Consider the following 25767-nt stretch of genomic DNA (forward strand, 5'->3'; position numbering starts at 1 on the left):
GTTTCGGATCTTCAGGAGGCGGGATGCCCGACCATCGTTCACCCCTGCATGCCCGCGACGGTCATCCAGCTACCTATCCGCTGACCGCGGCGCAGCGTGCGATCCAGTTGTTGCAGCAGTTGGCCGGTGCCACACCGGTATCGAACGCGCTGTACGTGGAACTCGCCGGCGATCTGGACGCCGCGCGGCTGGCCGGTTCGTTCGAGCGGGCGCTCGACGAGTTCGAGGTCGGCCGCATGCGGCTGTTCGAGGTGGCCGGGCAGCTGCGGCAGGTGGTGGACGACACCGCCAATAGCGCCGTGCGGCACCTGGATTACCGGACGGCGCCCGACCCGGTTGCCGCAGCGCAGGAGTGGATGCGCGCCGACTACCGCGCACCCATCGACCTGTGGCACGGTCCTGTGGTGCAGGGCGCGATCGTGCGGGTCGCCGAGCGGCGGTGGTTCTGGTACCTGCGCGCCCATCACATCGTGCTGGACGGCATCGCCGCGCTGAACATCCTCACCCGCAGCGCACAGCTCTACACCGCCACCCTGGCGGGCAAAGACATTGCCGCGCAGTCGATTCGCTCGCTGGCCGAGATCGTCGCGGCGGACGAGGAGTATCGCGCCTCGCAACGCTTCGACGACGACCGGGTGTTCTGGTCGAAGTATGTCGCCGAGCTCCCCGAGCCGGTCACGCTGACCGATCGGGTCGCGCTCGCCGAAGAGCACCCCGTCGCGGTGAGCGCGCTGCTGTCCGCCGAGACCGACAACGCGTTGCGCGCCGCGGTCGCGACGCGCTCCGCGGGCCCGTCGGTCTTCCTGCTCGCCGCGTTCGGCCTGTACCTGGCGCGCATGACCGGCGCCGACGATGTGGTGCTGAGTCTGCCGGTGTCCGCGCGGGTCACGGCCTCCATGAGCCGCTCCGGCGGGATGACCGCCAACATCGTGCCGTTCCGGATCACCGTGCCGCCCGACCGCACCGTCGGCTCACTGCTGGAGGAAACGCAGCGCACGCTGATGGCGGTCCTGCGCGGCCAGCGCTACCGGCACGAGGACATGCTCGAGGACACGGAATCGGTTGCCGCTCAGCATCTCCCGCGTGCGGCCGGGCCGATGGTCGACCTGATGATCCTCGATACGAAGATCGTGCTCGGCGACCTCACCGGCCGATTGCGGGTATTGACCCCGGGATTGGTCCCTGACCTCTCGGTGAACGTCTACCCGGCCGTCGGTGGCGAGAGCACCCGGCTGGATTTCTTCGCCAACCCGAGCGTGTACACCTCCGCTCAGGTCGCATACCACCACCGGCGGTTCGCGCGGTTCCTCGACAGTTTCCTGCACAGCGTGCTGACGGACGTCGAGACCCGGGCGCGCTCCGTGGAATTGCTCGAGCCCGCCGAGCGCCGGATGCTGCTGGCGTCGGCCGCGGGCGGTCCGGGGCCCGCGCAGATCACCTTGCCCGACCTGCTGTCGCGTGCCGCGACGGCGCACGCGGATCGACTCGCGGTCCGCGACGGTGCCCGCACGTGGACGTACCGGGAGTTGGATGATTGGTCGAACCGGTGCGCACGGACGCTGATCGATTGCGGTGCCGGCCCGGAAACCACGGTGGCCGTGGCGATTCCACGCTCGGCCGGGTGGGTGCGTGCGATATGGGCGGTCGCCAAGACCGGTGCCGCGTTCGTGACCATCGATCCCACCCAGCCGGTCGAACGGAATCGGTTCATCCTTACCGATTGCCGCGCGGAACTTCTGCTGACCGACAGTGAGAACGCCACAGACGCAGACATTTTGGTCGGCGTGCGGGTTCTCGACATCGACCGGCTCGAACTGCGCGACCGCAACGCCGCCCTGATCGTCGACGCGGATCGACACGGTGCGGTACGGCCCGGTAACACCGCCTACATCGTGTATACCTCGGGCTCGACGGGCACCCCGAAAGGTGTCGCCGTCACCCACGCCGGACTCTCCGGAGTATCGGACACCCTCGCCCGGCAGTATCGACTCGACCGCGACTCCAGGATGCTGGCCGTCGCGGCACGGACTTTCGACGCGGCGGTCTTCGAACTGCTGGCCGCGGTCCCGGCCGGGGCGGCGCTGATCGTCGCCGCCCGGGACGCCTTCGCCGGTGACTCGTTGACGGCGTTGATGCGTGCCGAAAGTGTGACACATGCATGTTTGACTCCGGCCGTCGCGGCCACCCTCGACGCGCGGCGACTCGATGATCTGCGCGTGCTCATGGTGGCCGGCGAAGCGTGCCCGCCCGCCCTGGTGCGGCAATGGTCGGCAAGCGACACCGCCGGCGCTCGCCTGCTGTACAACCTGTACGGGCCGAGCGAGACCACGATCTGGGTGACCAGCGCCGCACTGCGACCGGGTGACGCGGTGTCACTGGGCCGCCCGATTCCGGGAGTCCGTCTGGCCGTTCTGGATTCGTGGCTGCGGCCGGCACCGCTCGGGGTGGCGGGGGAGTTGTACGTGTCCGGCCCCGGGCTGGCTCGGGGGTACCTCGGCCGGGCCGGGCTGAGCGCGGCATCGTTCGTCGCCGACCCCCACGGTCCGGCCGGTGCGCGCATGTACCGCACCGGCGACGTAGTGCGCTGGGAACTCCGCGGCGACGACGCGACGCTGATCTTCGTCGGCCGCACCGATTCCCAGATCAAGATCCGTGGCCAACGCCTCGAACTCGGCGAGATCGAAGCCGCCCTGACCGGCCTGGACGAGGTACAGCAGGCGATCGTCACCACCGTGGGCGGACAGGCCGGCGAGGCCTGGGTGGCCGCCTACCTCACCGCCGCACCGGGACACGCCATCGATGCGACCACGGTCAAGCAGGCCGCGGCGCGACGACTGCCGTCCTACATGGTTCCCGAGACCGTCACCGTGCTCGACGAATTGCCGATGACCGCGACCGGCAAGGTGGATCGGCGTGCGCTGCCGGCGCCACAGCGACCGATCGCGCCGTATCGAGCCGCCTCGTCCCCCTTCGAAGAGATTGTCGCCGTTACTTTTTCCGAGGTGCTGGGGGCGGAACGGGTCGGCGTCGACGACGACTTCTTCGCGCGCGGCGGGCATTCGATCTCGGCCACGCGGGTGGCCGCGCGACTGACCGAGGTGACCGGCCGTACGGTCGGCGTGCGCGACATCTTCGACGCCCCCACCGCGGCCGGCATCGCCAGGGTGCTCACCGCGCGCGAGACCGGTCCGGCGCGGTCGAAGCTGATCGCCCAGCCGCGCCCCGCGCGAATCCCGTTGTCGTTCGCGCAGTTACGCATGTGGTTCATCAACCGATTCGAGCCGCAATCACCGACCTACAACATCCCGCTGGTCTTCCGGCTGGCCGGATCGCTGGATACCGAGGCGTTGACCGCGGCCCTCGGCGCGGTCGTCGCGCGCCATGAGGCGCTGCGAACCCGCTATCCCGAGCTGGACGGGGTGCCGTATCAGGAGGTCGTGCCGAGCGCGCCGGTGCTCGAGCAGGTCGCCGTCGATCCGGCGCGAGTCGATGCGGCGGTGACCGAGCGGGTTCGCCGCGGCTTCGACCTTCGGGTGGATATGCCGTTGCGCGCGAGCGTGTTCCGGTGCGGCCCGGCCGAGCACGTCGTGGTGCTGGTCTTGCATCACATCGCCGCGGACGGCATGTCGATGGCGCCGCTGCTGCGCGATCTGTCGACGGCCTATACGGCCCAGGTGACGGGGCAGCGGCCGCAGTGGAGTCCGCTGCCGGTGCAGTACCCGGACTACGCCCTGTGGCAGCGCGAACTGCTGGGCGCGGAGTCCGACGCGGACAGTGCGCTCGCGGCGCAATGCCGGTACTGGGCAGCGGAATTGGCCGACGCACCGCAGCCGATCGCGCTGCCGGCCGACCGGCCCCGTCCACCGCTGGTGAGCAACCGCGGCGACGTCGTCGAATTCACCGTCGACGCGCCGCTGCGCGAAGCGCTGTACCGGCTCGCGCGGGAACGCCGGGTGAGCGTGTCGATGGTCGTGCAAGCGGCGCTCACGGTGCTGCTGTCGCGGCTGGGTGCGGGCCAGGATGTCTCGATCGGCGGTCCGGTCGCCGGGCGCACCGACGAGGCACTGCGGGAGTTGGTCGGCTTCTTCGTCAACACCTGGGTGTTGCGGGTGGACCTGTCCGGCAACCCGCGTTTCGATCAGGTGCTCGATCAGGTGCGCCGAAAGGCGTTGACCGCCTACGAGAATCAGGACGCACCCTTCGAGCGGCTGGTCGAGCTGATCAACCCGGCCAGGTCGACGGCCTACAACCCGTTGTTCCAGGTGTCGCTGGAGTTGCAGAGCGACGGCCTGCCCGCGCTCGAACTGCCCGGCCTGACTGCCGATTTCGTCGCCGTCTCGACCGGGACCGCGAAGACGGATCTGCATTTCGACCTGATCGACATCCCGGGCGGCGGGCAGACTCCCGCGGTGCTGGCCGGCCGGATCGAATACGCCACCGACCTGTTCGACCGAACCACGGTCACCGGCATCGCCGACCGCTACCTCCGTGTCCTGCGCACGGTGAGCGCCGACCCGGCGGAGACGATCGCCGACATCGCCCTGCTGTCCGGCGCGGAACGCGAACAGCTGCTGATGCACTGGAACTCGCGATCCGATGCCACGCTGACGGAGTCCACGATCGTGGCGGCTTTCCGTAGCCGCGTGGCCTCGGCACCGGACACGGTCGCGCTGCGCTTCGGCGACGAGGAACTCACCTACGCGGATCTGGCTGTGCGGGCCGATGTTCTGGCGCGGGCGCTGGTGGGCCGCGGGGTCGGCCGGGGTTCGGTGGTGGCCGTGGCGTTGCCCCGGTCGATGGATCTGGTGACCGCCGTGTTGGCGGTGGTGGTCGCCGGTGGCGCCTACTTGCCGATCGATCCGGACTACCCGAGTGGTCGGATCGAGTTCATTCTTGCCGACGCCGACCCACTGCTGGTGTTGACGACCGCGTCCGTCGGTGCGGTGCTGCCGTTGGGGGAGTGGGCAGCGCGGTGTCTGGATGTCACTGATCTCGGGCGCGATTCGTCCGGGGACTTGCCGGTGCTGGCACCGGCCGACGCGGCGTATGTGATCTACACGTCGGGTTCGACCGGGCGTCCGAAGGGGGTGGTGGTCGAGCACCGCGGCGTAGTGAATATGGCGCAGTACGGCTGGCCGGGTGGCCCCGGTGAGCGGGTGCTGTCGCATTCGTCGATGGCCTTCGACGCGTCGGCCTACGAGTTGTGGCCTGCGCTGCTGGCCGGGTCGACGATCGCCATCGCACCCCCTGGCCGAACGGACATCGCGGAACTGAGCCGGGCCATCGCTCGGCATCGAGTCACGGCGTTGTACGTGACGACCCCGCTGTTCGAGATACTGGCGAGCTCGGGCCCGGAACTTCGACTCGATTCGGTCCGACGCGTGGTCACCGCCGGTGACGCGTTGCGAACGGTCGCCGTCGCCCGCTTCCTCGACCGCTGGCCGGGCATCGGCGTGGTCAACGCCTATGGGCCGACTGAGAACACGGTGTGCGTCTCCGCCTACGAGATCCCGGATACCCCGGAGGAGACGGGCGGGGGCAGCGTGCCGATCGGCGCCTCCGTCGCGAATATGCGCGTGTACGTGCTGGATTCGCGCCTGCGCCCGGTACCGGTAGGCGTGGCGGGCGAGTTGTATGTGGCCGGAGTGCAACTGGCGCGCGGGTATCGGAATCGACCGGGACTCACCGCGGAACGGTTCGTGCCCTGTCCGTTCGGCGCCGGTGAGCGCATGTACCGCACCGGCGACATCGTGCGGTGGACCCGGGCCGGCGTGCTGGAATTCGTCACGCGCGCCGACGAACAGGTCAAGGTCCGCGGATACCGAATCGAGCCCGGTGAGGTCGAGACCGTCCTGACCGCGCATCCGCTGGTCTCCCAGTCGGTGGTCATAGCGCGGGAGATCGGCTCTGCGACTGCCGATTCGGCGACCGTGGTGGATAAGCGACTGATCGGCTACGTCGTGCTCGATCGCGCCGACGAGGTGCGGGACGAGACCGTTCTCGTGCCCGAGATCCGGCGCTTCGTCGCGGATCGGCTGCCGGAGTACATGGTCCCGTCGTCCTTCGTGGTCCTCGATCACCTGCCGTTGACCCCGAACGGCAAGGTGGATCGGCGCGCGTTGCCCGCGCCGGCCTTCGCCGCGGCGGACGATCGCGTCGCGTCGACGCCGGCCGAGGAAACGGTCGTCACCGTGTTCGCCGAGGTACTCGGTGTGGAGCGCGTCGGCGTGGACGCGGACTTCTTCGCCCTGGGCGGACATTCGCTGTCGGCGATGCGGGTGGCCGCGCGCTTGACCGCCGTGCTGGGCATCGAGGTGGGCGTGCGGGACGTCTTCGAGGCCCCCACTCCCGCCCGGCTGGCACAGGCGCTCACCGGAGGCGGAGCGGGCGGTGGCCCGGCTCGGCCCGAGCTGACGGTGCGGGAACGACCCGAGCGGATTCCGCTGTCGTTCGCCCAGTCCCGGCTGTGGTTCATCAACCGATTCGAACTGCACTCACCCGCCTACAACATCCCGATGGTGCTGCGTCTGCGCGGACCCTTGGATCAGCAGGCGCTGTCCGCGGCGTTGACCGATGTGGTGGCGCGGCACGAAAGCCTGCGCACCGTGTTCCCGGACGCGGACGGGGTGCCCTACCAGCGAGTCCTGCCGATCGACCTGGCGCGAACCGCGATCGAGACGGCCGAGCCCGATGAACTGACCGGCCTGGTGCGGCGCGGATTCGATGTCTCGACCGAGACGCCGTTGCGAGTAACGCTGTCGCGCAACGGTGCCGACGACCACACCCTGGTGTTGGTGCTGCACCACATCGCCGCGGACGGCTGGTCGATCGCGCCGTTCGTGCGCGACCTCTCGGCCGCGTACGCCGCGCGCAGGCAGGGCCGGGCACCGGATTGGGCGCCGTTGCCGGTGCAGTACGCCGACTTCACCCTGTGGCAGCGCGCGACCTTGGGCGCGGAGTCCGATCCGGACAGCATCCTGGCCACTCAATTCGGTTACTGGGCAGCCGAACTGGCGGACGCACCGCAGCCGATAACCCTGCCGACCGACCGCCCGCGCCCGCCGACGGCCAGCAACCGCGGCGACGTCATCGAGTTCGCCTTCGAGCCGGCGTTGTGCGCGGCGCTGTACCGACTCGCCCACGATCGTCAGGTGACCGTGTCGATGCTGTTGCAGTCGACGCTCGCCGTGTTGCTGTCGCGGCTCGGTGCGGGCGAGGACATCTCGATCGGCGGTCCGGTGGCCGGGCGTACCCAAGCGGCGACCCACGATCTGATCGGCTTCTTCGTCAACACCTGGGTGCTGCGGGTAGATCTGTCCGGCAACCCCCGATTCGAGCAGATCCTCGACCAGGTCCGCCGAAAGGCTCTGACCGCCTACGAGAATCAGGACGCGCCCTTCGAGCGACTGGTCGAGTTGCTGCAACCGACCCGCTCTCCGGCGTACCACTCGCTGTTCCAGGTGTCGTTCGCGTTGCAGAACAACCTGTTGCCGGATCTGCACCTGCCCGAGCTGGAGGTCGAGATCGTTCCGGCGATCACCGGCACCGCCAAATTCGACCTGCACGTGGACGTGGTCGAACGGATGAACCCGGCCGACGACGCCGCGCCGCCCGCACTGTCGGGTCGAATCGAATACGCCACAGATCTGTTCGATCGCGCCACCGTGGCCGACCTCGCCGAGCGCTACCTGCAGTTGCTGGAAGCCGTCAGCGCCGACCCCGCTATGCCGCTCGGCCGGATGGACGTCCTCGCGCCCGCGGAACGCGACCGAGTGCTCCGGATCTGGAACGACACCGCGGCGCCGCTGCCTGCGGATGCCTCGCTGGCGCACCTGTTCGCTCGACAGGTAACGGCCACCCCGGAGGCGGTCGCTGTCGCGCACGCGGACGGCGACCTCACGTACGCGGAATTGGCTGTGCGCGTGCGTGTTCTGGCGCAGGTGCTGAGGGGTCATGGGGTCGGCCGTGGTTCGGTCGTGGCCGTCGCGCTGCCGCGGTCGGCGGATCTGGTAACTGCCGTGCTGGCCGTGGTGGTCGCCGGCGCCGCCTACCTGCCGATCGATCCGGACTATCCGAGCGGCCGTATCGAGTTCATCCTCGGTGACGCGGATCCGGTGCTCGTGTTGACGACGGTGGCTGTCGGAGCGGGTCTGCCGTTGAACGGCCGAGCGTCGATATGCGTCGACAGCGCGGATCTCGGCGCCGGCGAGTCATCCGGTCTGCCTGCCTTGTCGGCGGCCGATGCCGCGTATGTGATCTACACGTCGGGTTCGACCGGACGCCCGAAGGGCGTTGTCGTCGAGCACCGCGGCGTGGTGAACATGGCGGTACACGGCTGGCCCGGTGGTCCGGGTGCGCGGGTGCTGCTGCATTCCTCGATGGCCTTCGACGCCTCGGCCTACGAATTGTGGCCCGCCGTGTTGGCCGGCTCGACGATCGTCATCGCACCTCCCGATCGGCTCGACCTGTCCGCGCTGATGCGGACGGTATCTCGGCATCGCGTCAGCACGATGTTCGTGGCCACCGCGCTCTTCGAACTGCTCGCGACCGCGGAACCCGAGCTCGACGCCGGCCCGGTACGTCAGGTAGTCACCGGCGGTGACGCTTTGAGTTCGGCCGCGGTGGCCCGATTCCGGGACCGCTGGCCGGGTGTCGATATCGCCAATGCCTATGGGCCGACCGAGAACACGGTGTGCGTCTCGACCCACGAGATCCTCGCCGCGCAACCGTGGGATATCGATCGGCGGGTGCCGATCGGCGCTCCGGTGGCGAATGTGCGAGTGTTCATTCTGGATTCGCGGTTGTGCCCGGTGCCGGTCGGTGTGGCCGGTGAATTGTACGTAGCCGGAACGCAATTGGCGCGCGGCTACGCGGGACGGCAGGAGCTGACCGCGCAACGATTCGTGGCGTGCCCGTTCGGTGTCGCCGAGCGGATGTACCGGACCGGAGACGTGGTGCGGTGGACCCGCGGCGGCGTGCTCGAATTCGCGGGCCGGGCCGACGACCAGGTCAAGGTGCGCGGGTACCGGATCGAGCCCGGCGAGGTCGAGGCGGCGCTGGTGGCCCATCCGGCGGTGTCGCGCGCGGTGGTCGTCGCCCGGGAGAGCGCCGATGCCGTGGCCGACAAGCAGCTGGTCGCCTATGTCGTCCGCGATCGCGAAACGACCGTCGCCGACGACGGCGACCGGGCCGCCGACCTGGTCGACCATTGGCGACAGGTCTACGACAACCTGTACGCGGGCAAGGAAAGCTACCGCGGCGACGGCCGGGAATTCGCCGAGCCCATGGCCCTGGACGCCGATTTCGGCGGCTGGAACAGCAGCTACACCGGCGAGCCGATTCCGGTCGAGCAGATGCGGGCGTGGCGGGACGCGGTCGTGGACCGGATTCTCGGGCTGCGGCCGGCCCGGGTGCTGGAAATCGGCGTCGGATCGGGCCTGCTGATGTCCCGACTGGCCCCGCAGTGCGCCGAATACTGGTGCACCGATTTCTCGGCGGCGACCATCGGGAATCTCCGGTCGCGACTGAGCGAATCGGCGGTCGACTGGGCGGATCGGGTGCGGTTGCGGGTGCAGTCCGCCGACGACATCTCGGGACTCCCGCCGGATCGATTCGATGTGGTGGTGCTGAATTCGGTCGCGCAGTACTTCCCGAACGCCGCCTATCTGATCGACGTGATCGACAAGGCCATGGGCTTGCTGCTGCCCGGCGGTGCGTTCTTCGTCGGCGACATCCGCAATCTGACGCTGCTGCGCGAGTTCGCCACCGGCACACAGCTGTCCGGCGGCGGGGACGAGGACACCGTGGCGGCGGTGCGGGAACGCGCGCGTCGCGCGCTGATCGCCGAGCAGGAATTGCTGGTCGCCCCCGAGTTCTTCGTCGCGTTGCGGGACAAAGTCGCCGACGTGGCCGCGGTGGATATCGAGTTGAAGTACGCGCCGGTCGACAACGAACTGACGCGCTACCGATACGACGTCGTCCTGCGCAAATCCCCGGCGCGGGTGCGCTCGCTCGCCGGACTGCCGCAGCGAGCCTGGTCCGAATTCGGTGACCTGCGCGGGCTGCATGCGCAGTTGGCCGCCGAGCGGCCCGGCAGCCTGCGCATCACCGGAATACCGCAGGCCGGAACGGTTGCGGACGTGGCGGCCGGTCGCGCCGTCGACGCGGCCGCCGAACACGCGCGCGTGGCCGAGCTCGAGTTGAACGACCCGAACGCGGCGGTGCTGCCGCACGAGATCCATTCGCTCGGAGCGGAATTGGGCTTCACGGTCGCGGTCACCTGGTCGCCCGTCGCCGGTCGGATGGACGCGCTCCTGCTCCGCGATGCCGACGAGACGACGGTATTCGACGACGTCTATCTGAGCGCGGAGCCACTGGAATCATTGGCCGCCTACGTGAACGACCCCGGCATCGCCGACCTGGTGGCCGAGATCCGTGAGCTCGCGGCGGAACGACTGCCCGAGTTCATGATTCCGGCGGCCATCGTCGTCCTCGACGAGCTGCCCCTGATGCCCAACGGCAAGGTCGATCGCCGTGCCCTGCCCGCCCCGCAGCTGATCACCTCGACCTATCGCGCTCCGTCGACCCCCTTGGAGCAGACCGTCGTCTCGGTCTTCGCGGAGGTACTCGGCACCGACCGAGTCGGCGCCGACGACAACTTCTTCGAGTTGGGCGGGCATTCGCTCTCGGCGACGCGGGTGGCGTCCCGCGTGGCGACGGCCACGGGAATCACGGTCGAAGTCCGCGACGTGTTCGACGCACCGACTGCCGCCCGCTTGGCCGCGGTATTGGCCGTGCGGGCCACCGAGACCACGGGCCCGTCGAGCGTGGAGTTGGTGCCACGGGACCGCCCCGATCGAATACCGTTGTCGTTCGCGCAATCTCGAATGTGGTTCATCAACCGATTCGAGCCGGATTCACCCGCGTACAACATCGCCATGGTGCTGCGGCTGCGCGGGCATCTGGATTCGGCGGCACTGTCGGCCGCGGTCGGCGATATCGCGGCCCGGCACGAGAGCCTGCGCACGATATTCCCGGACGAGCGGGGAGTACCCTGCCAGCTGATCCTGCCTGCCGCGGGTGCGGTCGTGAACGAGACGGTCGATCCGGTCGACCCCACGCCCCGGGTCATCAGCATCGTGCGCCAGGGATTCGACGTGTCCGCGCAACCGCCGTGGCGAGTCGCGGTGCTGCGCAGTGGATCCGACGAGCACCTGCTGGTCGTGGTGCTCCATCACATCGTCGCCGACGGATGGTCGATCGCGCCGCTGGTGCGCGACCTGTCGCTGGCCTACACCGCGCGCCGGGCAGGCCGGACGCCGGAATGGGCGCCGTTGCCGGTGCAGTACGCCGATTACACCCTGTGGCAGCGCGAGGTGCTCGGCGCGGAGTCCGATCCGCACAGCCTGGCCGCGCGCCAACTCGCTTATTGGACAGAACATTTGGCCGGCCTGCCCGATCGGCTGGAGTTGCCCGCGGACCGGCCGCGACCGGTGGTCGCCGCGCAACGCGGCGGCGTCTATACGTTCACCCTGGATGCCGCGACGGTGGCCGGGCTGGGCGCCGTGGCGCGCACCCATCGGGTAACCGTGTTCATGGTGGTGCACGCCGCGGTGGCGACGGTGCTCTCGCGGTTGTCCGGCAGCGCCGATATCGCGGTGGGTACGCCGATCGCGGGACGCGGCGCGTCGGCACTGGACGGTGTGATCGGCATGTTCGTGAACACGCTCGTCCTGCGCACCCGGGTCGACGGGGCCGGTTCGTTCGCCGACCTGCTCGACCACTGCCGCCAGGTGGACCTGGCCGCGTTCGCGCACGCCGACATTCCGTTCGAACGCGTCGTCGAGGCCATCGACCCACCCCGCAGCCAGGCGTATCACCCGCTGTTCCAGGTGCTGCTGGCCTTCCAGAACCTCGACCTGGACCCGGCGCTGGCGCGGCTGCCCGGGCTCGCGGTCGAGCCGCTGCGGAGTCTCGACATCGGGATCGAACGCTTCGATCTCACCATCACCGTCGCCGACATCCCGGACGGCACGTCCGCTGATGTGCCGATCACCGTCAGCTTCGCGCTCGACCTGTTCGATCGATCGACCATCGTCGCGTTCGCGCACCGCCTACAGCACACCGTGCGCGCCGTGGTGGCCGATCCGCAGCTCACGCTGCGCGCTCTCGACCTGCGCACGCCGGATGAGCGCATGCTGTTGCGCCGGTGCGGCGACGGCGGCGCCGGTCCGCGGCCGCGCGATCTGGCCGGGATATTCCTGCGCGCCGCAGCGGAATTCGCGACGCGACCCGCGATCGTGGACGCCGGGCAGGTCTGGACGTATCGGGAACTCGACGAGTGGTCGAATTGCGCCGCGCGAGCGCTGATCGAGCTCGGCGCCGGTCCGGAAACCGTGGTGGCGATCGCCGCTCCCCGGTCCGTGGCGTGGGTGCGCGCGGTGTGGTCGGTCGCGAAGACCGGGGCCGCGTTCGTTTCCCTCGATCCCGCGCAGCCTCGGGGGCGCAATCGCGGCATGCTCGCGGATTGTGCGGCCGCGGTACTGCTCACCGTCGATGACGGCGGGGACTGGGACGTGCCGGGGATCGTGGCGCTCGATCTGGCCGAGTTCGACCCGTCCGGATGGCGCGCAGGCCCGATCGAGGACGCCGATCGGCGCGGATCGATCCGGCCGGACAACACCGCCTACATCGTCTACACCTCGGGGTCGACGGGCACGCCCAAGGGCGTGGCGGTCGCCCACGCCGGGCTCACCGCGGTCACCACGACGCAGCACCGGGACCTTCGCACGGATTCCGAGTCGCGGGTATTGGCGGTCGCCGCGCGCACCTTCGACGCGGCGATCTTCGAGCTGCTGCTCGCGGCACCGGTCGGCGCCGCGCTGATCGTCGCTCCCGACGATGTGGTCGCCGGGCCGCCGCTGGCCGAGCTGATGCGCGCCGAGCAGGTGACCCACGCGGTGCTGACGCCGGCGGTCGCGGCCTCGTTCGATGCCCGCGGGCTCGACAGCTTGCGCGTGCTCATGGCGGTCGGCGAGGCGTGTCCGCCCGCGCTGGTGCGGCAATGGTCGGCGAGCGACGCCGCCGGCCTCCGGGACGTGCACAACCTGTACGGCCCCAGCGAGGCCACGATCTGGGTGACCGGCACGAAACTGGCTGCCGGCCAACCGGTATCGATCGGCAACCCGATTCCCGGTATCCGCTCGACGGTCTTGGACACCTGGCTCGGCGTGGTGCCGCCGGGCGTGGTCGGCGAGCTGTACGTGGCAGGCCCCGGCGTGGCCCGCGGCTACCTCAACCGCGCGGGCACGACCGCCGCGGCGTTCGTCGCCGACCCGTTCGGGCCCGCCGGGTCCCGCATGTACCGGACCGGCGACCTGGTGCGCCGGCTGCCCGACGGTGGGGCACTGGTGGTCGTCGGCCGCGCCGACGGCCAGATCAAGATTCGCGGCCAGCGCCTGGAACTCGGCGAGATCGAGGCCGTGCTCGCCGACCTCGACCAGGTACACCGCGTCGTCGTCACCCAGGTCACCGACGGCGACACCGCGCGGTTGGCCGCTTACCTCACCCCGGCGCCGGGCAGGCACCCCGACCCGATTGCCCTTCGCGCGGCCGCGGCGCGGCGGCTGCCGTCGTACATGGTCCCCGATCTCATCACCGTCCTCGACGAGTTGCCACTGACCACGAGCGGGAAGGTGGACCTGCGGTCGCTGCCCGCACCGGAGTGGACGACCACGGAGTACCGGGCGCCCGCCACCGCCACCGAGGAGGTCGTGGCCGAGGTGTTCGCGCAGGTCCTCGGGCTCGATCAGGTGGGAGCCGACGACGACTTCTTCGCACTGGGCGGCGACAGCATCGTGTCGATCCAGCTGGTCGCCCGGGCGAAGGACCGCGGTGTGGTGTTCACGCCACGACAGGTGTTCGAGGCCAGGACGGTCGCCGCGCTGTCGCGCGTGGCCGAATCCGTCGCGCCCGCACCGGTTCTGGCGGAGCTGCCCGGCGGTGGTGTCGGCTCGCTGCCGCTCACCCCGATCGTGCGATGGATGGTGGAGCGGGGCGGGTTCGAGCGGTTCAACCAAACCCTGGTGCTCACCGCTCCGGTCGGATTGGACCGGGCCGGCCTGACCGCGATCCTGACCGCGTTGATCGACCGGCACGACATGCTGCGCGCTCGGCTGTGGCACGACGGCCGGGACTGGCAGCTGGCGACGCGGCCGAGCGGGCTGGTCGACGTCGAGTCGCTGGTGCACCCGGTCGTGCTTGCCCCGGATCTCGCTGCGGAGCAACGTCATCGCCGCGTGACGGCGGAGGTCGACGCGGCACTGAGCCGGTTGGATCCGGCCGACGGCGTTGTCTTGCAGGTGCTCTGGTTCGCTCCGGCCGACCCGGCGCACGCCGGTCAGCTGATCGTCATCGCGCATCACCTTGTGGTGGACGGTGTTTCATGGCGCATCCTGCTGCCCGACCTGTTGTCGGCGTGGCAGCAGTACCGCGCCGGCGGTGTGCTGGCGACCCCGCCGGTGGGCACCTCGATGCGGCGCTGGGCGCACGGCATGATCGAGGCGGCGCGGTCGCCGCGGCGGGTGGCGGAACTGCCGCTGTGGCAGGGCATAGTCGACGGGCCGGACCCGCTGCTCGGCTCGCGTACCGGCGTGCGCGCTGGCGCAGGCGCGATACGCACACGGCGAGTGCGGGTTTCGTCGGAAGTCACCGAGGCCCTGCTGACCCTGGTGCCCGCGGCTGTCCACGGCGATGTACAGGACGCACTGGTTGCCGCGCTGGCCGTGGCCGTGCGTCGCTGGCGAGTCGGTAGGGGCGTGCCGGAGTCCTCGACGCTGCTGCGCTTGGAGGGGCACGGACGCGAGGAACAGATCCTTCCCGGCGCCGACCTGACCGCGACCGTCGGCTGGTTCACGACGGTGTATCCGGTCCGAATCCAGTTGGCCGGAATCGATCTCGACGATGCCTACGCCGGTGGGCCGGCGATCGAGACGGCGGTCAAGCGCACGAAGGAGCACCTGCGCGCGATCCCCGACCACGGTATCGGCTACGGGCTGCTGCGCTACCTCAATCCGGAGACCGCGCACGCCCTGCCCGTCGGGCTGCCCGCGCAGATCGCCTTCAACTACCTCGGTCAGCTGTCGCCGAACCGATCGACAAGCGGGACAACGGCAGCCGACTTCGCCGTCACCGACGCACTCGGCTCTCCGCTGGCCGACGAGGACCTGCATGTCATGGCGACGGCGGTGGTCGACATCACGGCCGCCGTCACCGACGGGTGCCTGTCCGCCACCTTCGGCTACCTCGATGACGTGCTCGACGAGGCGGCGGTGGACGAGCTGGCCCAGTTGTGGGTCGACGCGCTGCACGCCGTCGTCGCCCGGCTGCGGCGCCCGCGCTCCGGTGGCCACACGCCCTCCGACTTCCCGCTGGTGCGAGCGACCCAATCCGACATCGCGGTCTGGGAGCAGCGGTACCCGGGCCTGGTCGATGTGTGGCCGTTGTCGCCGTTGCAGACCGGGCTCCTGTTCCACGCCCGGCTGGCCGAGTCCATGGTCGACGTGTACGCGGTGCAACTCGCCATCACCCTGACCGGAGCGGTGGACGCCGGACGCCTGCGCCGCGCGGCCGGATCGCTGCTGGAGCGGTATCCGAACCTTCGGGTGGCGTTCACCGCGACCGCCGAGGGCGACGGCGTGCAGATCGTCGCCGACGGTGTGGCGCTGCCCTGGCGCGAGGTCGACCTGCGGGCCGAGCCGGAGTCCGCGCTCGCGGAGGTGATGGCGCGGGACCGGGCCGAGCCGTTCGACATCGAGACGGCGCCGCTGCTGCGGTTCACCCTGATCACGGTGGCGGAGGGGCGGTTCACCCTGCTGCTCTCGTACCACCACGTGCTCTTCGACGGCTGGTCCATGCCGTCGCTGCTGCACACGCTGCTGGCGGCGTACGCGTCGCCGGACGCGGCCGGCGCGGCACCGGTGGGTTCGTATCGGTCCTATCTCGACTGGCTGAGCCGCCAGGATCCGGCGGATTCGCTGCGGGTGTGGCGGCACGCGCTCGACGGCGCCGAGGCGACGCGGTTGGCGCCGCGCGCCGCGGCTGAGCGCCCGACGGAGCGAATGAGCTCCGTCGCACTAGCTTTCGACAACGCGCTGTCCGGTCGACTGGTCGCCGCGGCGTCGTCCGCGGGGGTCACGGTGAACACCCTGTTCCAGGTGGCGTGGGCCACGGTGGTGGGATACCTGACCGGGCGCGACGATGTCGTCTTCGGTGCCACGGTGTCCGGACGGCCCGCCGACCTGCCCGGCATCGAGTCCGCGGTCGGCCTGTTCATCAACACCATCCCGGTGCGGGTCCGGCACCGGCCCGGCGAGCCGATCGCCGCGGTGCTGCACCGAGTACAGGCGGAACAGTCGGGCCTGCTGGGGCACCACCACATCGGTCTTTCCGATATTCATGCCGCACTGAATGTTTCGGCCCTGTTCGACACGGTTCTGGTGTTCGAGTCCTACCCCGTCGACGAGGCTGCCCTGGCGGCCCAGGCGGCGGCCATCGATGACCTGAGCGTGACGGATCTGCGGTCGAACGACTCCGCGCACTATCCGCTCGCACTGGTAGTGGCCAAGGGCGATCCGTATCGGGCTCAGTTGCAGTACCAGCCAGGCGTATTCGCGCACGAGTGGGTGCGCGGCTGTGCCGATCGGCTCGCGCGTGTGCTGGACGCGATGGCCACCGACCCGTCGGCGCCCGTGGCGTCGATCGACCTGTTGTCCCCGGCCGAGCGGGCGCGGCTGGTGCCCGTCCGTGGCCTCGCGGCCGAGTCGCCGCGCCCGCTGGCGGACCTGCTCGCCGCAGGGGCCGCCATCGAACCGGCGGCGCCCGCGGCGGTGTCGGGCGCGGTGACACTCAGCTTCGGTGAGCTGGACGGCTATTCGAACCGGTTGGCGCGGTTGCTGATCGGCCGCGGCATCGGACCGGGCGACGCGGTCGCGCTGGCCATGCCCAGGGGCATCGAGTTCCTCGTCGGTTTGTGGGCGGTGACCAAATCCGGCGCGGCCTTCGTGCCGATCGATCCCCGCCACCCGCTGGACCGGGTCACCGGCATGATCGCCGATTCCGCTGTGCGCCTTGCCCTGTCGGTGGCGGACACCGTGGCCACCGTGCCCGGCACGGTCGAGCGGTTGCTGCTCGACGGGCCGGATCTGCCTGCGCGCCTTGCCGAGTTCGCCGCGACCGCGGTCACCGATGCGAACCGGGTCCGCCCGCTCCGGCCGGACCACGCGGCCTACGTGATCTATACCTCCGGGTCCACCGGCACCCCGAAGGGCGTGGTGGTCTCCCACGCCGGCTTGGCGAACTTCACCGCCGAGCAGCGCGAGCGCTACCGCGTGGACCCGAGTTCCCGGATATTGGCCGTGTCGGCGCCGGGTTTCGACGCGGTGATGATGGAACTGCTGATGGCGCACCCGAACGGGGCCGCGCTGGTGGTCTCGCCGCCGGACGTTTTCGGTGGTGCTTCCCTCACGGAAATCATTCGGCAGCAGCGGGTTTCGCATGCCTTCGTGACGACAAGCGTGCTGGCGACCATGTCGCCGGCCGGGCTGCCCGCGCTGCGGGTGCTCGTCACCGGTGGCGAGCGGGTCCCGGCGGAACTGGTGGCCGCGTGGGCGCCGGGCCGGGAACTGTACGTCGCGTACGGGCCGACCGAGACGGTCATCGTCACCACCATCAGCGACCCGATGGATCCCGCCGCGCCGGTGACCCTCGGCGGGCCGATCCGCGGGGTGGCGGCCGTCGTCCTGGACGGGTTGTTGCGACCGGTACCGGTCGGTGTGCGCGGTGAGCTGTATCTCGGCGGCATTCAGCAGGCGCGCGGTTACTCGAACCGGCCGGGACTGACGGCGGCATCCTTCGTCGCGAACCCGTTCGGGGTCGGTGGCTCCCGGCTGTATCGGACCGGAGACCTGGTCTGCTGGAACGAGCGCGGCGACCTGGAGTTCTTGGGGCGGAACGACTTCCAGGTCAAGGTTCGGGGGCAACGGATCGAGCTGGGTGAGATCGAGGCGGTGCTCGCCGAGCAGGCCGGGGTGCGTCGGGCAGTCGTGGTGCATCATCCGGAATCCGATCGCCTGATCGGCTATCTCGTCGGCGCGGATCTCGATCCGCGGGAGGTGCTGGCCGCGGCCCGGCACCGGCTGCCCGCGCACATGGTTCCCGACGCGTGCGCGGTGCTGCCCGAGTTGCCGCTCACCGTGAGCGGCAAATTGGATCGCGCGGCGTTGCCGGAACCCGAACGGCTCGCCCGCGCCTATCGCGCGCCGTCCACGCCGACCGAGCAGGCGGTGGCGGAGGTGTTCGCCGAGCTGCTCGGGGTGGACCGGGTCGGCGCGGACGACGATTTCTTCGCGCTGGGCGGGCATTCGCTGTCGGCGATGCGGGTGACCTCGCGGGTGTCCGCGATGCTTGGTGTCCGGATCGGGGTGCGTGATGTGTTCGAGGCGCCGACGCCCGCGCGGTTGGCCCGGGTGCTGGCGGCCGGCAACGCCGCCTCGCCGCAGCCGGCGCTGGTCGTCCGGGAGCGGCCCGAGCGGGTGCCGCTGTCGTTCGCCCAGCTGCGCATGTGGTTCATCAACCAATTCCACGGTGCGGCAGCGGCATACACGATTCCGCTGGTATTGCGGTTGACCGGTGAGCTGGACCCGGAGGCCTTGGTCGCCGCGATCGGCGACGTGGTTGCACGGCACGAGAGCCTGCGTACGGTATTCCCCGACATGGACGGGACACCGTGCCAGCGGGTGTTGCCCGCCGACCGGGCCTCGGTGACCGTCGACGTTCGGTCGGTGGATCCGGCAGGGTTCGACGCCGCGGTGATCGAGTCGACCCGGCACGTGTTCGACCTGGCGACGGATCTCCCGCTGCGCGTCACGCTGCTGGACCGCGGTGGCGACGAGTTCGTGTTGTCGATGGTGATTCATCACATCGCCGCCGACGGGTGGTCCATCGCGCCGCTCGTGCGCGACCTGTCGGCCGCGTACACGGCCCGCCGGAGCGGGCGAGCGCCGGAATGGGTTCCGCTGCCGGTGCAGTACGCGGACTACACGCTGTGGCAGCGGGCGATGCTGGGTGCGGAGTCCGATCCGGAGTCGACGCTGACACGTCAGCTCGACTATTGGACAAGGCATTTGGCCGAACTGCCGGATCGGCTGGAGCTGCCCGTCGATCGGCCGCGGCCGGTGGTCGCCACGCAAGCCGGCGAAAGCTACTCGTTCGTGCTGCACGCCGGACTGTTCGCCAGGATGGGTGAGCTGGCGAATGCCGCTGGGGCGACGGTATTCATGGTCGTGCACTCGGCGCTGGCGCTACTGCTGTCCCGGCTGTCCGGCGCCGATGACATCGCGGTCGGCACGCCGATCGCGGGGCGTGGCGCGGCGGACTTGGACGAATTGGTCGGCATGTTCGTCAACACGTTGGTGTTGCGCACGCGGATCGACGAGACCGGGTCGTTCGCCGATCTGCTCGGCCAGGTCCGGCAGGTGGATCTCGATGCGTTCGCCCATGCCGACATTCCGTTCGAGCGCGTGGTGGAGGCCATCGATCTGCCCCGGACGCAAGCGCATCATCCGCTGTTTCAGGTGATGCTGGCCTTCCAGAATCTGGACCTGGATCCGGACTCCGCCCAGCTGCCGGGAATCCGGGTCATGCCGATGCACCTCGGTGCCCGCGTCGAACGATTCGATCTGTCCATCACCGTCGCCGACATTCCGGATGCGAACGGCGACATCCCGGTCACCATCGGTTATGCCACGGACCTGTTCGATCGCTCGACGGTCGCGGACCTGGCGGATCGGCTGGCGCGAATCCTGCGCGCGGCGGTGGCCGATCCCGAGGCCGGACTGCGTGAGCTGGATGTGCTAGATGCGAGTGAGTGGAATGCGTTGCGGGAGCGCGGTGATGGGGGTGGCGCTCCGGCTCCGATCACACTGACCGCGATGCTCTCGCGGGTGGCGACCGAGTGCCCGGATCGGCTCGCGGTCGTCGACGCGAACCATCGACTGACCTATCGGGAACTGGATCGTTGGTCGAATCGATGCGCGCGGATGCTGATCGAGCACGGTGCCGGCCCGGAAACCGTGGTGGCGATCGCGCTGCCGCGCTCGGCGGACTGGGTGCGGGCGGTGTGGTCGGTCGCGAAGACCGGTGCGGCCTTCGTGTCCGTCGATCCGGCGCACCTGTGGGAGCGGAACCGGTTCGTGCTCGCCGATGTCGCCGCGCGGGTCGTGCTCGCCGACAGTGGAACCTTCGACGGCACAACCGGACTGGACACCGCGGGGCTGAACGAGGCCGGGGTCTCGGTGATCGATCCGGATCGGCTCGACCTGACCGAGTACAGCGACGCACCGGTCACCGGGGCCGATCGACGCGGTGCCGTGCGGCCGAGCAATACCGCGTATGTCGTGTACACGTCCGGGACGACCGGCACGCCGAAGGGCGTGGCCGTCACCAATGCCGGGCTGTCCGCGGTCACGGCTGCCCAGCGCCGGCAGTTCGGCCTCGATGCCGATTCCCGCGTATTGGGTGTTGCGGCAAGAACTTTCGATGCGGCCGTGTACGAGCTGTTGGCGGTCGTTTCGGTCGGTGCCGCGTTGGTCGTCGCCGACGGTGATGTTTTCGCGGGTGCGCCGTTGACGGAGTTGATGCGGTCCGAAGGCGTCACGCACGCGTGCGTGACCCCGGCGGTGGCCGCCACGGTGGAGGCCGGGCGGCTGAACGATCTGCGGGTGCTGATGGTCGCCGGTGAGGCGTGCCCGTCCGCACTGGTGCGGCAATGGTCGGGTACGGACGCCGCCGGCGTGCGCAGCCTGCACAACCTGTACGGGCCGAGCGAGGCCACGATCTGGGTGACCGCGTCCGAATTGGTTGCGGATGAGCCGGTTTCGCTGGGCGGGCCGATTCCGGGAGTCCGGTTGGCGGTATTGGACGCCTGGTTGCGCCCGGTCCCGGCCGGTGTGGTGGGGGAGTTGTACACCGCGGGTCCCGGTGTGGCGCGCGGATATCTCGATCGAGCGGCGTTGACGGCCGGATCGTTCGTCGCCGATCCGTTCGGACCGGCCGGGTCGCGGATGTATCGCACGGGCGACCTGGTGCGGTGGACCAAGGGTGCGCGTCCGGCGTTGATGTTCGCCGGGCGTGCCGACAGTCAGATCAAGATCCGGGCGCAGCGTCTCGAACTCGGCGAGATCGAGACCGCGCTGGCCCAGCTGGATGACGTGCGGGACGCGGTGGTCGTCCCGCACACCGACGAAGAGTCCGGTGGGACAGTGCGATTGGCCGCCTATGTCACCGCGGCGCCCGGGCGCCTGCCCGAGCCCGTGACCGTTCGGCAAGCCATTGCGCGGCGGCTGCCGTCGTTCATGGTGCCCGATACCGTCACGGTGCTGGCGGAACTGCCGCTGACCTCGACCGGCAAGGTGGATCGGCGCGCGCTGCCCGCCCCGGAGTGGCTGGTGGTGCCGTATCGGGCCGCGTCGACGCCGTTCGAGGAGATCGTGGTCGCGGTGTTCGCCGAGGTGCTCGGCGTGGACCGGGTCGGGGTCGACGACGACTTCTTCGCGCTGGGCGGACATTCGCTGTCGGCGACGCGGGTGGCGTCCCGGGTGTCCGCGGCGGCGGGCGCCGAGGTGAGCGTGCGCGATGTGTTCGACGCGCCGACCGCGGCCCGGTTGGGGCGGCTGCTCACCGAGCGGTCGGCCGCCGGCCAGGACCCGGTGTGGTCGACGTTGGTGGCGCGCGAGCGACCGGAGTATCCGCCGCTGTCGTTCGCGCAATGGCGGATGTGGTTCATCAACCGGCTCGAACCGGACTCACCGGCGTACCACATCCCGCTCGTGCTGCGGTTGACCGGCGAGCTGGACATCGCGGCGATGACCGCCGCCATCGGTGATCTGGTGGCGCGTCACGAAACCCTGCGCACCGTCTTCCCGGACCGGGACGGGAGTCCGTACCAGCGGATCCTGCCCGCGGCCGAGGCGGGCACCACGGTCGAGGTGCGGACCGTCGCCGCCGCCGAGCTCGAGCAGGCGGTGCTGCCGCTGATGCGGCGCGGGTTCGATCTGTCGACCGCGCCGCCGGTGCGGGTCGCGTTGCTGGACAGCGGTTCCGGTGAGCATGTCCTCGTGCTGGTCCTGCATCACATCGCGGCGGACGGTTGGTCCTTGGCGCCGCTGGCGCGGGATCTGTCGCTGGCGTATGCGGCGCGGCGGGCGGGGCGGTCGCCGGAATGGGCGCCGTTGCCGGTGCAGTACGCCGATTACACGCTGTGGCAGCGTGCGGTTCTCGGGTCGGAGTCCGATCCGGAGAGCAGGTCGGCGCGGCAGGCCGGGTACTGGACCGGGCAGTTGGCGGGTCTGCCGGAGCGGCTGGAGTTGCCTGCCGACCGGGCGCGGCCCGCGGTGGCGACCCATCGTGGTGGTACGTATTCGTTTGCGGTGGAGGCGAATACGGCGGCCGGGCTGGCCCGGGTCGCGCGTGCGCAGCATGCGACCGTGTTCATGGTGGTGCACGCGGCGTTGGCGGTGGTGCTGGCGCGGCTGTCGGGGAGTGGCGATATCGCGGTCGGCACACCGATCGCGGGGCGCGGTGCCGCGGCGTTGGACGGGCTGGTCGGCATGTTCGTCAACACGCTGGTGTTGCGTACCCGGGTCGATGACGCCGCCTCGTTCGGCGAGCTGCTCGATGAGTGCCGCCGGGTGGATCTGGAGGCGTTCGCGCACGCCGACATTCCGTTCGAGCGCGTGGTCGAGGTGGTCGATCCGCCCCGAAGCCAGGCGCATCATCCGCTGTTCCAGGTGATGCTGGCGTTCCAGAACCTCGACACGGTTGCGTCGGACGCGCAGTTACCGGGGATTCGGTGCACGCCAATGGAGTTCGGCAGCGGCGTGGAGCGATTCGATCTCACGGTCACGGTGTCCGATGACCCGGCGGCGGCCGGTGGTCTGCTGGTCGGGGTGAGCTATGCCCTCGATCTCTTCGATCACGGGACGATCGCCGCGCTGGCCGGGCGGTTGCGGCGAATCATCGATGCCGTGGTTGCCGATCCCGCGGTGGGCTTGCGGGAGCTCGAGGTGCTCGAGGCCGATGAGCGACTGTTGTTGTCGGAGTGGGGTGATGGTGGTCCGGGGCCGGATCGGGTCACCCTGGCCGAGATGCTGAGTCGTGCCGCCGCCGAGCACGGAGACCGGCCCGCGGTGGTCGAAGCCGGGCGGGCGTGCACGTATCGGGAGCTGGATGAGTGGTCGAATCGCTGTGCGCGGCTGCTGATCGAGTCGGGGATCGGGCGGGAATCCATTGTCGTAGTGTCGATTCCACGGTCGGCGCAGTGGGTGCGCGCGGTGTGGGCGGTCGCCAAGGCCGGTGCCGCGTTCGTGTCGATCGATCCCGCTCATCCGGTCGAACGCAATCGGTTCATCCTCGATGATTGCGCTGCCGACCTTGTGCTCGTCAGTAGTGGAACCGCCTCGCGGGGCACAGATTCGGATGCTGGACTGGACCGTAATGGCCGTCGGGTGATCGACCTGGATCGACTCGACCTGTCTCGGTGCAGCGCAGCGCCGGTCGGTGACGAACGCGGGTCGGTGCTTTCGGCCAATACCGCCTATGTCGTCTACACCTCGGGGTCCACCGGTACGCCGAAGGGCGTGGCCGTCACCCATGCGGGACTGGCGGCCGTCGCCACCGTTCAGTGTTCGCGCTATCAGCTGGATCGCGACTCTCGTGTATTGGCCGTTGCCGCGCGTACTTTCGATGCCGCGATGCTGGAGCTGCTGCTGGCGGTGTCGGCCGGTGCGGCCTTGGTCGTCGCTCCCGACGATGTCTTCGCCGGAGAACCGTTGGCGAAGTTGATGCGTGGTGAACGCGTCACCCACGCCTTCCTGTCACCGGCGGTCGGGCTCTCGATCGATCCGGACGGGCTCGACGACCTGCGGGTGCTGCTCACCGGTGCCGAGGCCTGTCCGCCGGAGCTGGTGCGCCGGTGGTCGGGCACGGACGCCGCCGGTATCCGCGGGCTGCACAACCTGTACGGGCCGAGTGAGTGCACGATCTGGCTGACCGGCGCCCAGTTGGCCGCCGGTGATCCGGTGTCGGTGGGCGGTCCGATCCCCGGAGTTCGGGTGGCGGTGCTGGATTCGTCGCTGCGGCCGGTGCCTGCGGGGACGGTCGGTGAGTTGTACGCGGCCGGGCCCGGCGTGGCGCGCGGGTATCTGCACCGGGCAGGGTTGTCCGCGACGACGTTCGTGGCCGATCCCTTCGGCGCGCCGGGCGCACGCATGTATCGCACCGGAGACCTGGTGCGGTGGCTGGGCGACGGCGCCGACGCGGTGCTGATGTTCTTGGGCCGCAACGATTTCCAGGTGAAGATTCGCGGGCAACGGGTGGAGCTCGGCGAAATCGAAACGGCGCTGGCGGGTTTGGCCTCGGTGCAGCAGGCCGTGGTCACCGTCGACGAGTCCGGCTCTGCCGTGCGGTTGGCCGCCTACGTCACCGCCGTGCCGGGGCACCGCCCTGATTCGGCAGCGATCCGGCAGGCGGTCGCGCAACGACTGCCGTCCTACCTGGTCCCCGACACCGTCACCGTGCTCGACGCGCTGCCGCTGACCGCGAACGGAAAGGTCGATCGCCGTGCGCTGCCCGCCCCGGAGTGGGCGGTGACCACCTATCGAGCGCCCTCGACCCCGCTGGAGGACATCGTGGTCGCGGTGTTCGCGGAGGTGCTGGGCGTGCAGCGGGTAGGCGTCGACGACGACTTCTTCACCCTGGGCGGAACCTCGGTCGTCGCCATGAAGTTGGTGTCCCAGCTCCGTGCCCGCACCGGGACGGCAGTGCCTTACCGGCTGCTTTTCGCCGACTCGACACCGGCCTCACTCGCGCGGTACCTGGAGCGGCCATCCGAGCTGGGCGTCTCCCTCGGCGTGCTGTCGCCCCTGCGTTCGGCGGGGGATAGGGCCCCGTTGTTCTGCGTCCATCCGGGCGGCGGTCTCGCGTGGGTCTACGGCGCGCTCGCGGGCCATCTGGACTCGGATCGCCCGGTCTACGGTTTGCAGGATCCCTACATCGTCGAGGACGGCCCGCGGCTGGCGTCGGTGGACGCGTATGCCGAGCGCTACGTCGCGGAGATCCTGAAAGCCTTCCCCGACACCACCTATCACCTCCTCGGCTGGTCCCTCGGCGGAAAGATCGCCCACGCCATGGCCGCCCGACTCCAACAGCTCGGCCATCCGGTCGGGCTGCTCGTCCTGGTCGACACCGGCATCGCGGAGAACCTCGAACCGCTCCCCGCCGCCGAGCCCGACGATGCCCGGAACCGCCGCGCCCTGACCGAATTCCTGCGCGGCTGGCGCGATTTCCTCGGCCTGACCGACGGTCAGCACATCGACGACCCAGCAGACCTGTTCCCGCTGATCGCCGACCGCCTCAGCACCGAAGGCATCCTCACCCCCCACCAGGTCGAACGGGTAACCGAAAGCTTCATGACCCCCGTCCCCCACACCCCACCCCACTACGCCGGCGACGCCACCCTGTTCATAGCCGCCCGCGAGCCCTACCGAGACCAACTCGCCGCCACCTGGCAAGGCCACATCACCGGCACCATCCACGAATACCCGATCAACGAATGGCACACCGGCATGATGAACCCAAGCGCCGCAACCGATATCGGCCCAATCCTGAACACCCTGCTCCGAGCGAACGACGGAAAGGTGACCGGGATGTAGG

General features: G+C 69.9%; 1 protein-coding gene. It reads left to right on the plus strand.

Annotated elements, in window-relative coordinates; all coding sequences use genetic code 11:
- Positions 1–23: 23 nt before the first annotated feature.
- Positions 24–25766, plus strand: a complete 25743-nt coding sequence (locus tag ACFQ9K_RS16615) for a non-ribosomal peptide synthase/polyketide synthase (RefSeq protein ID WP_378983291.1) — start codon at positions 24–26, stop codon at positions 25764–25766.
- The last annotated feature ends 1 nt before the right edge of the window (position 25767 follow it).

The organism is Nocardia sp. NPDC056564, assembly GCF_042793755.1.
Taxonomy (GTDB): domain Bacteria; phylum Actinomycetota; class Actinomycetes; order Mycobacteriales; family Mycobacteriaceae; genus Nocardia.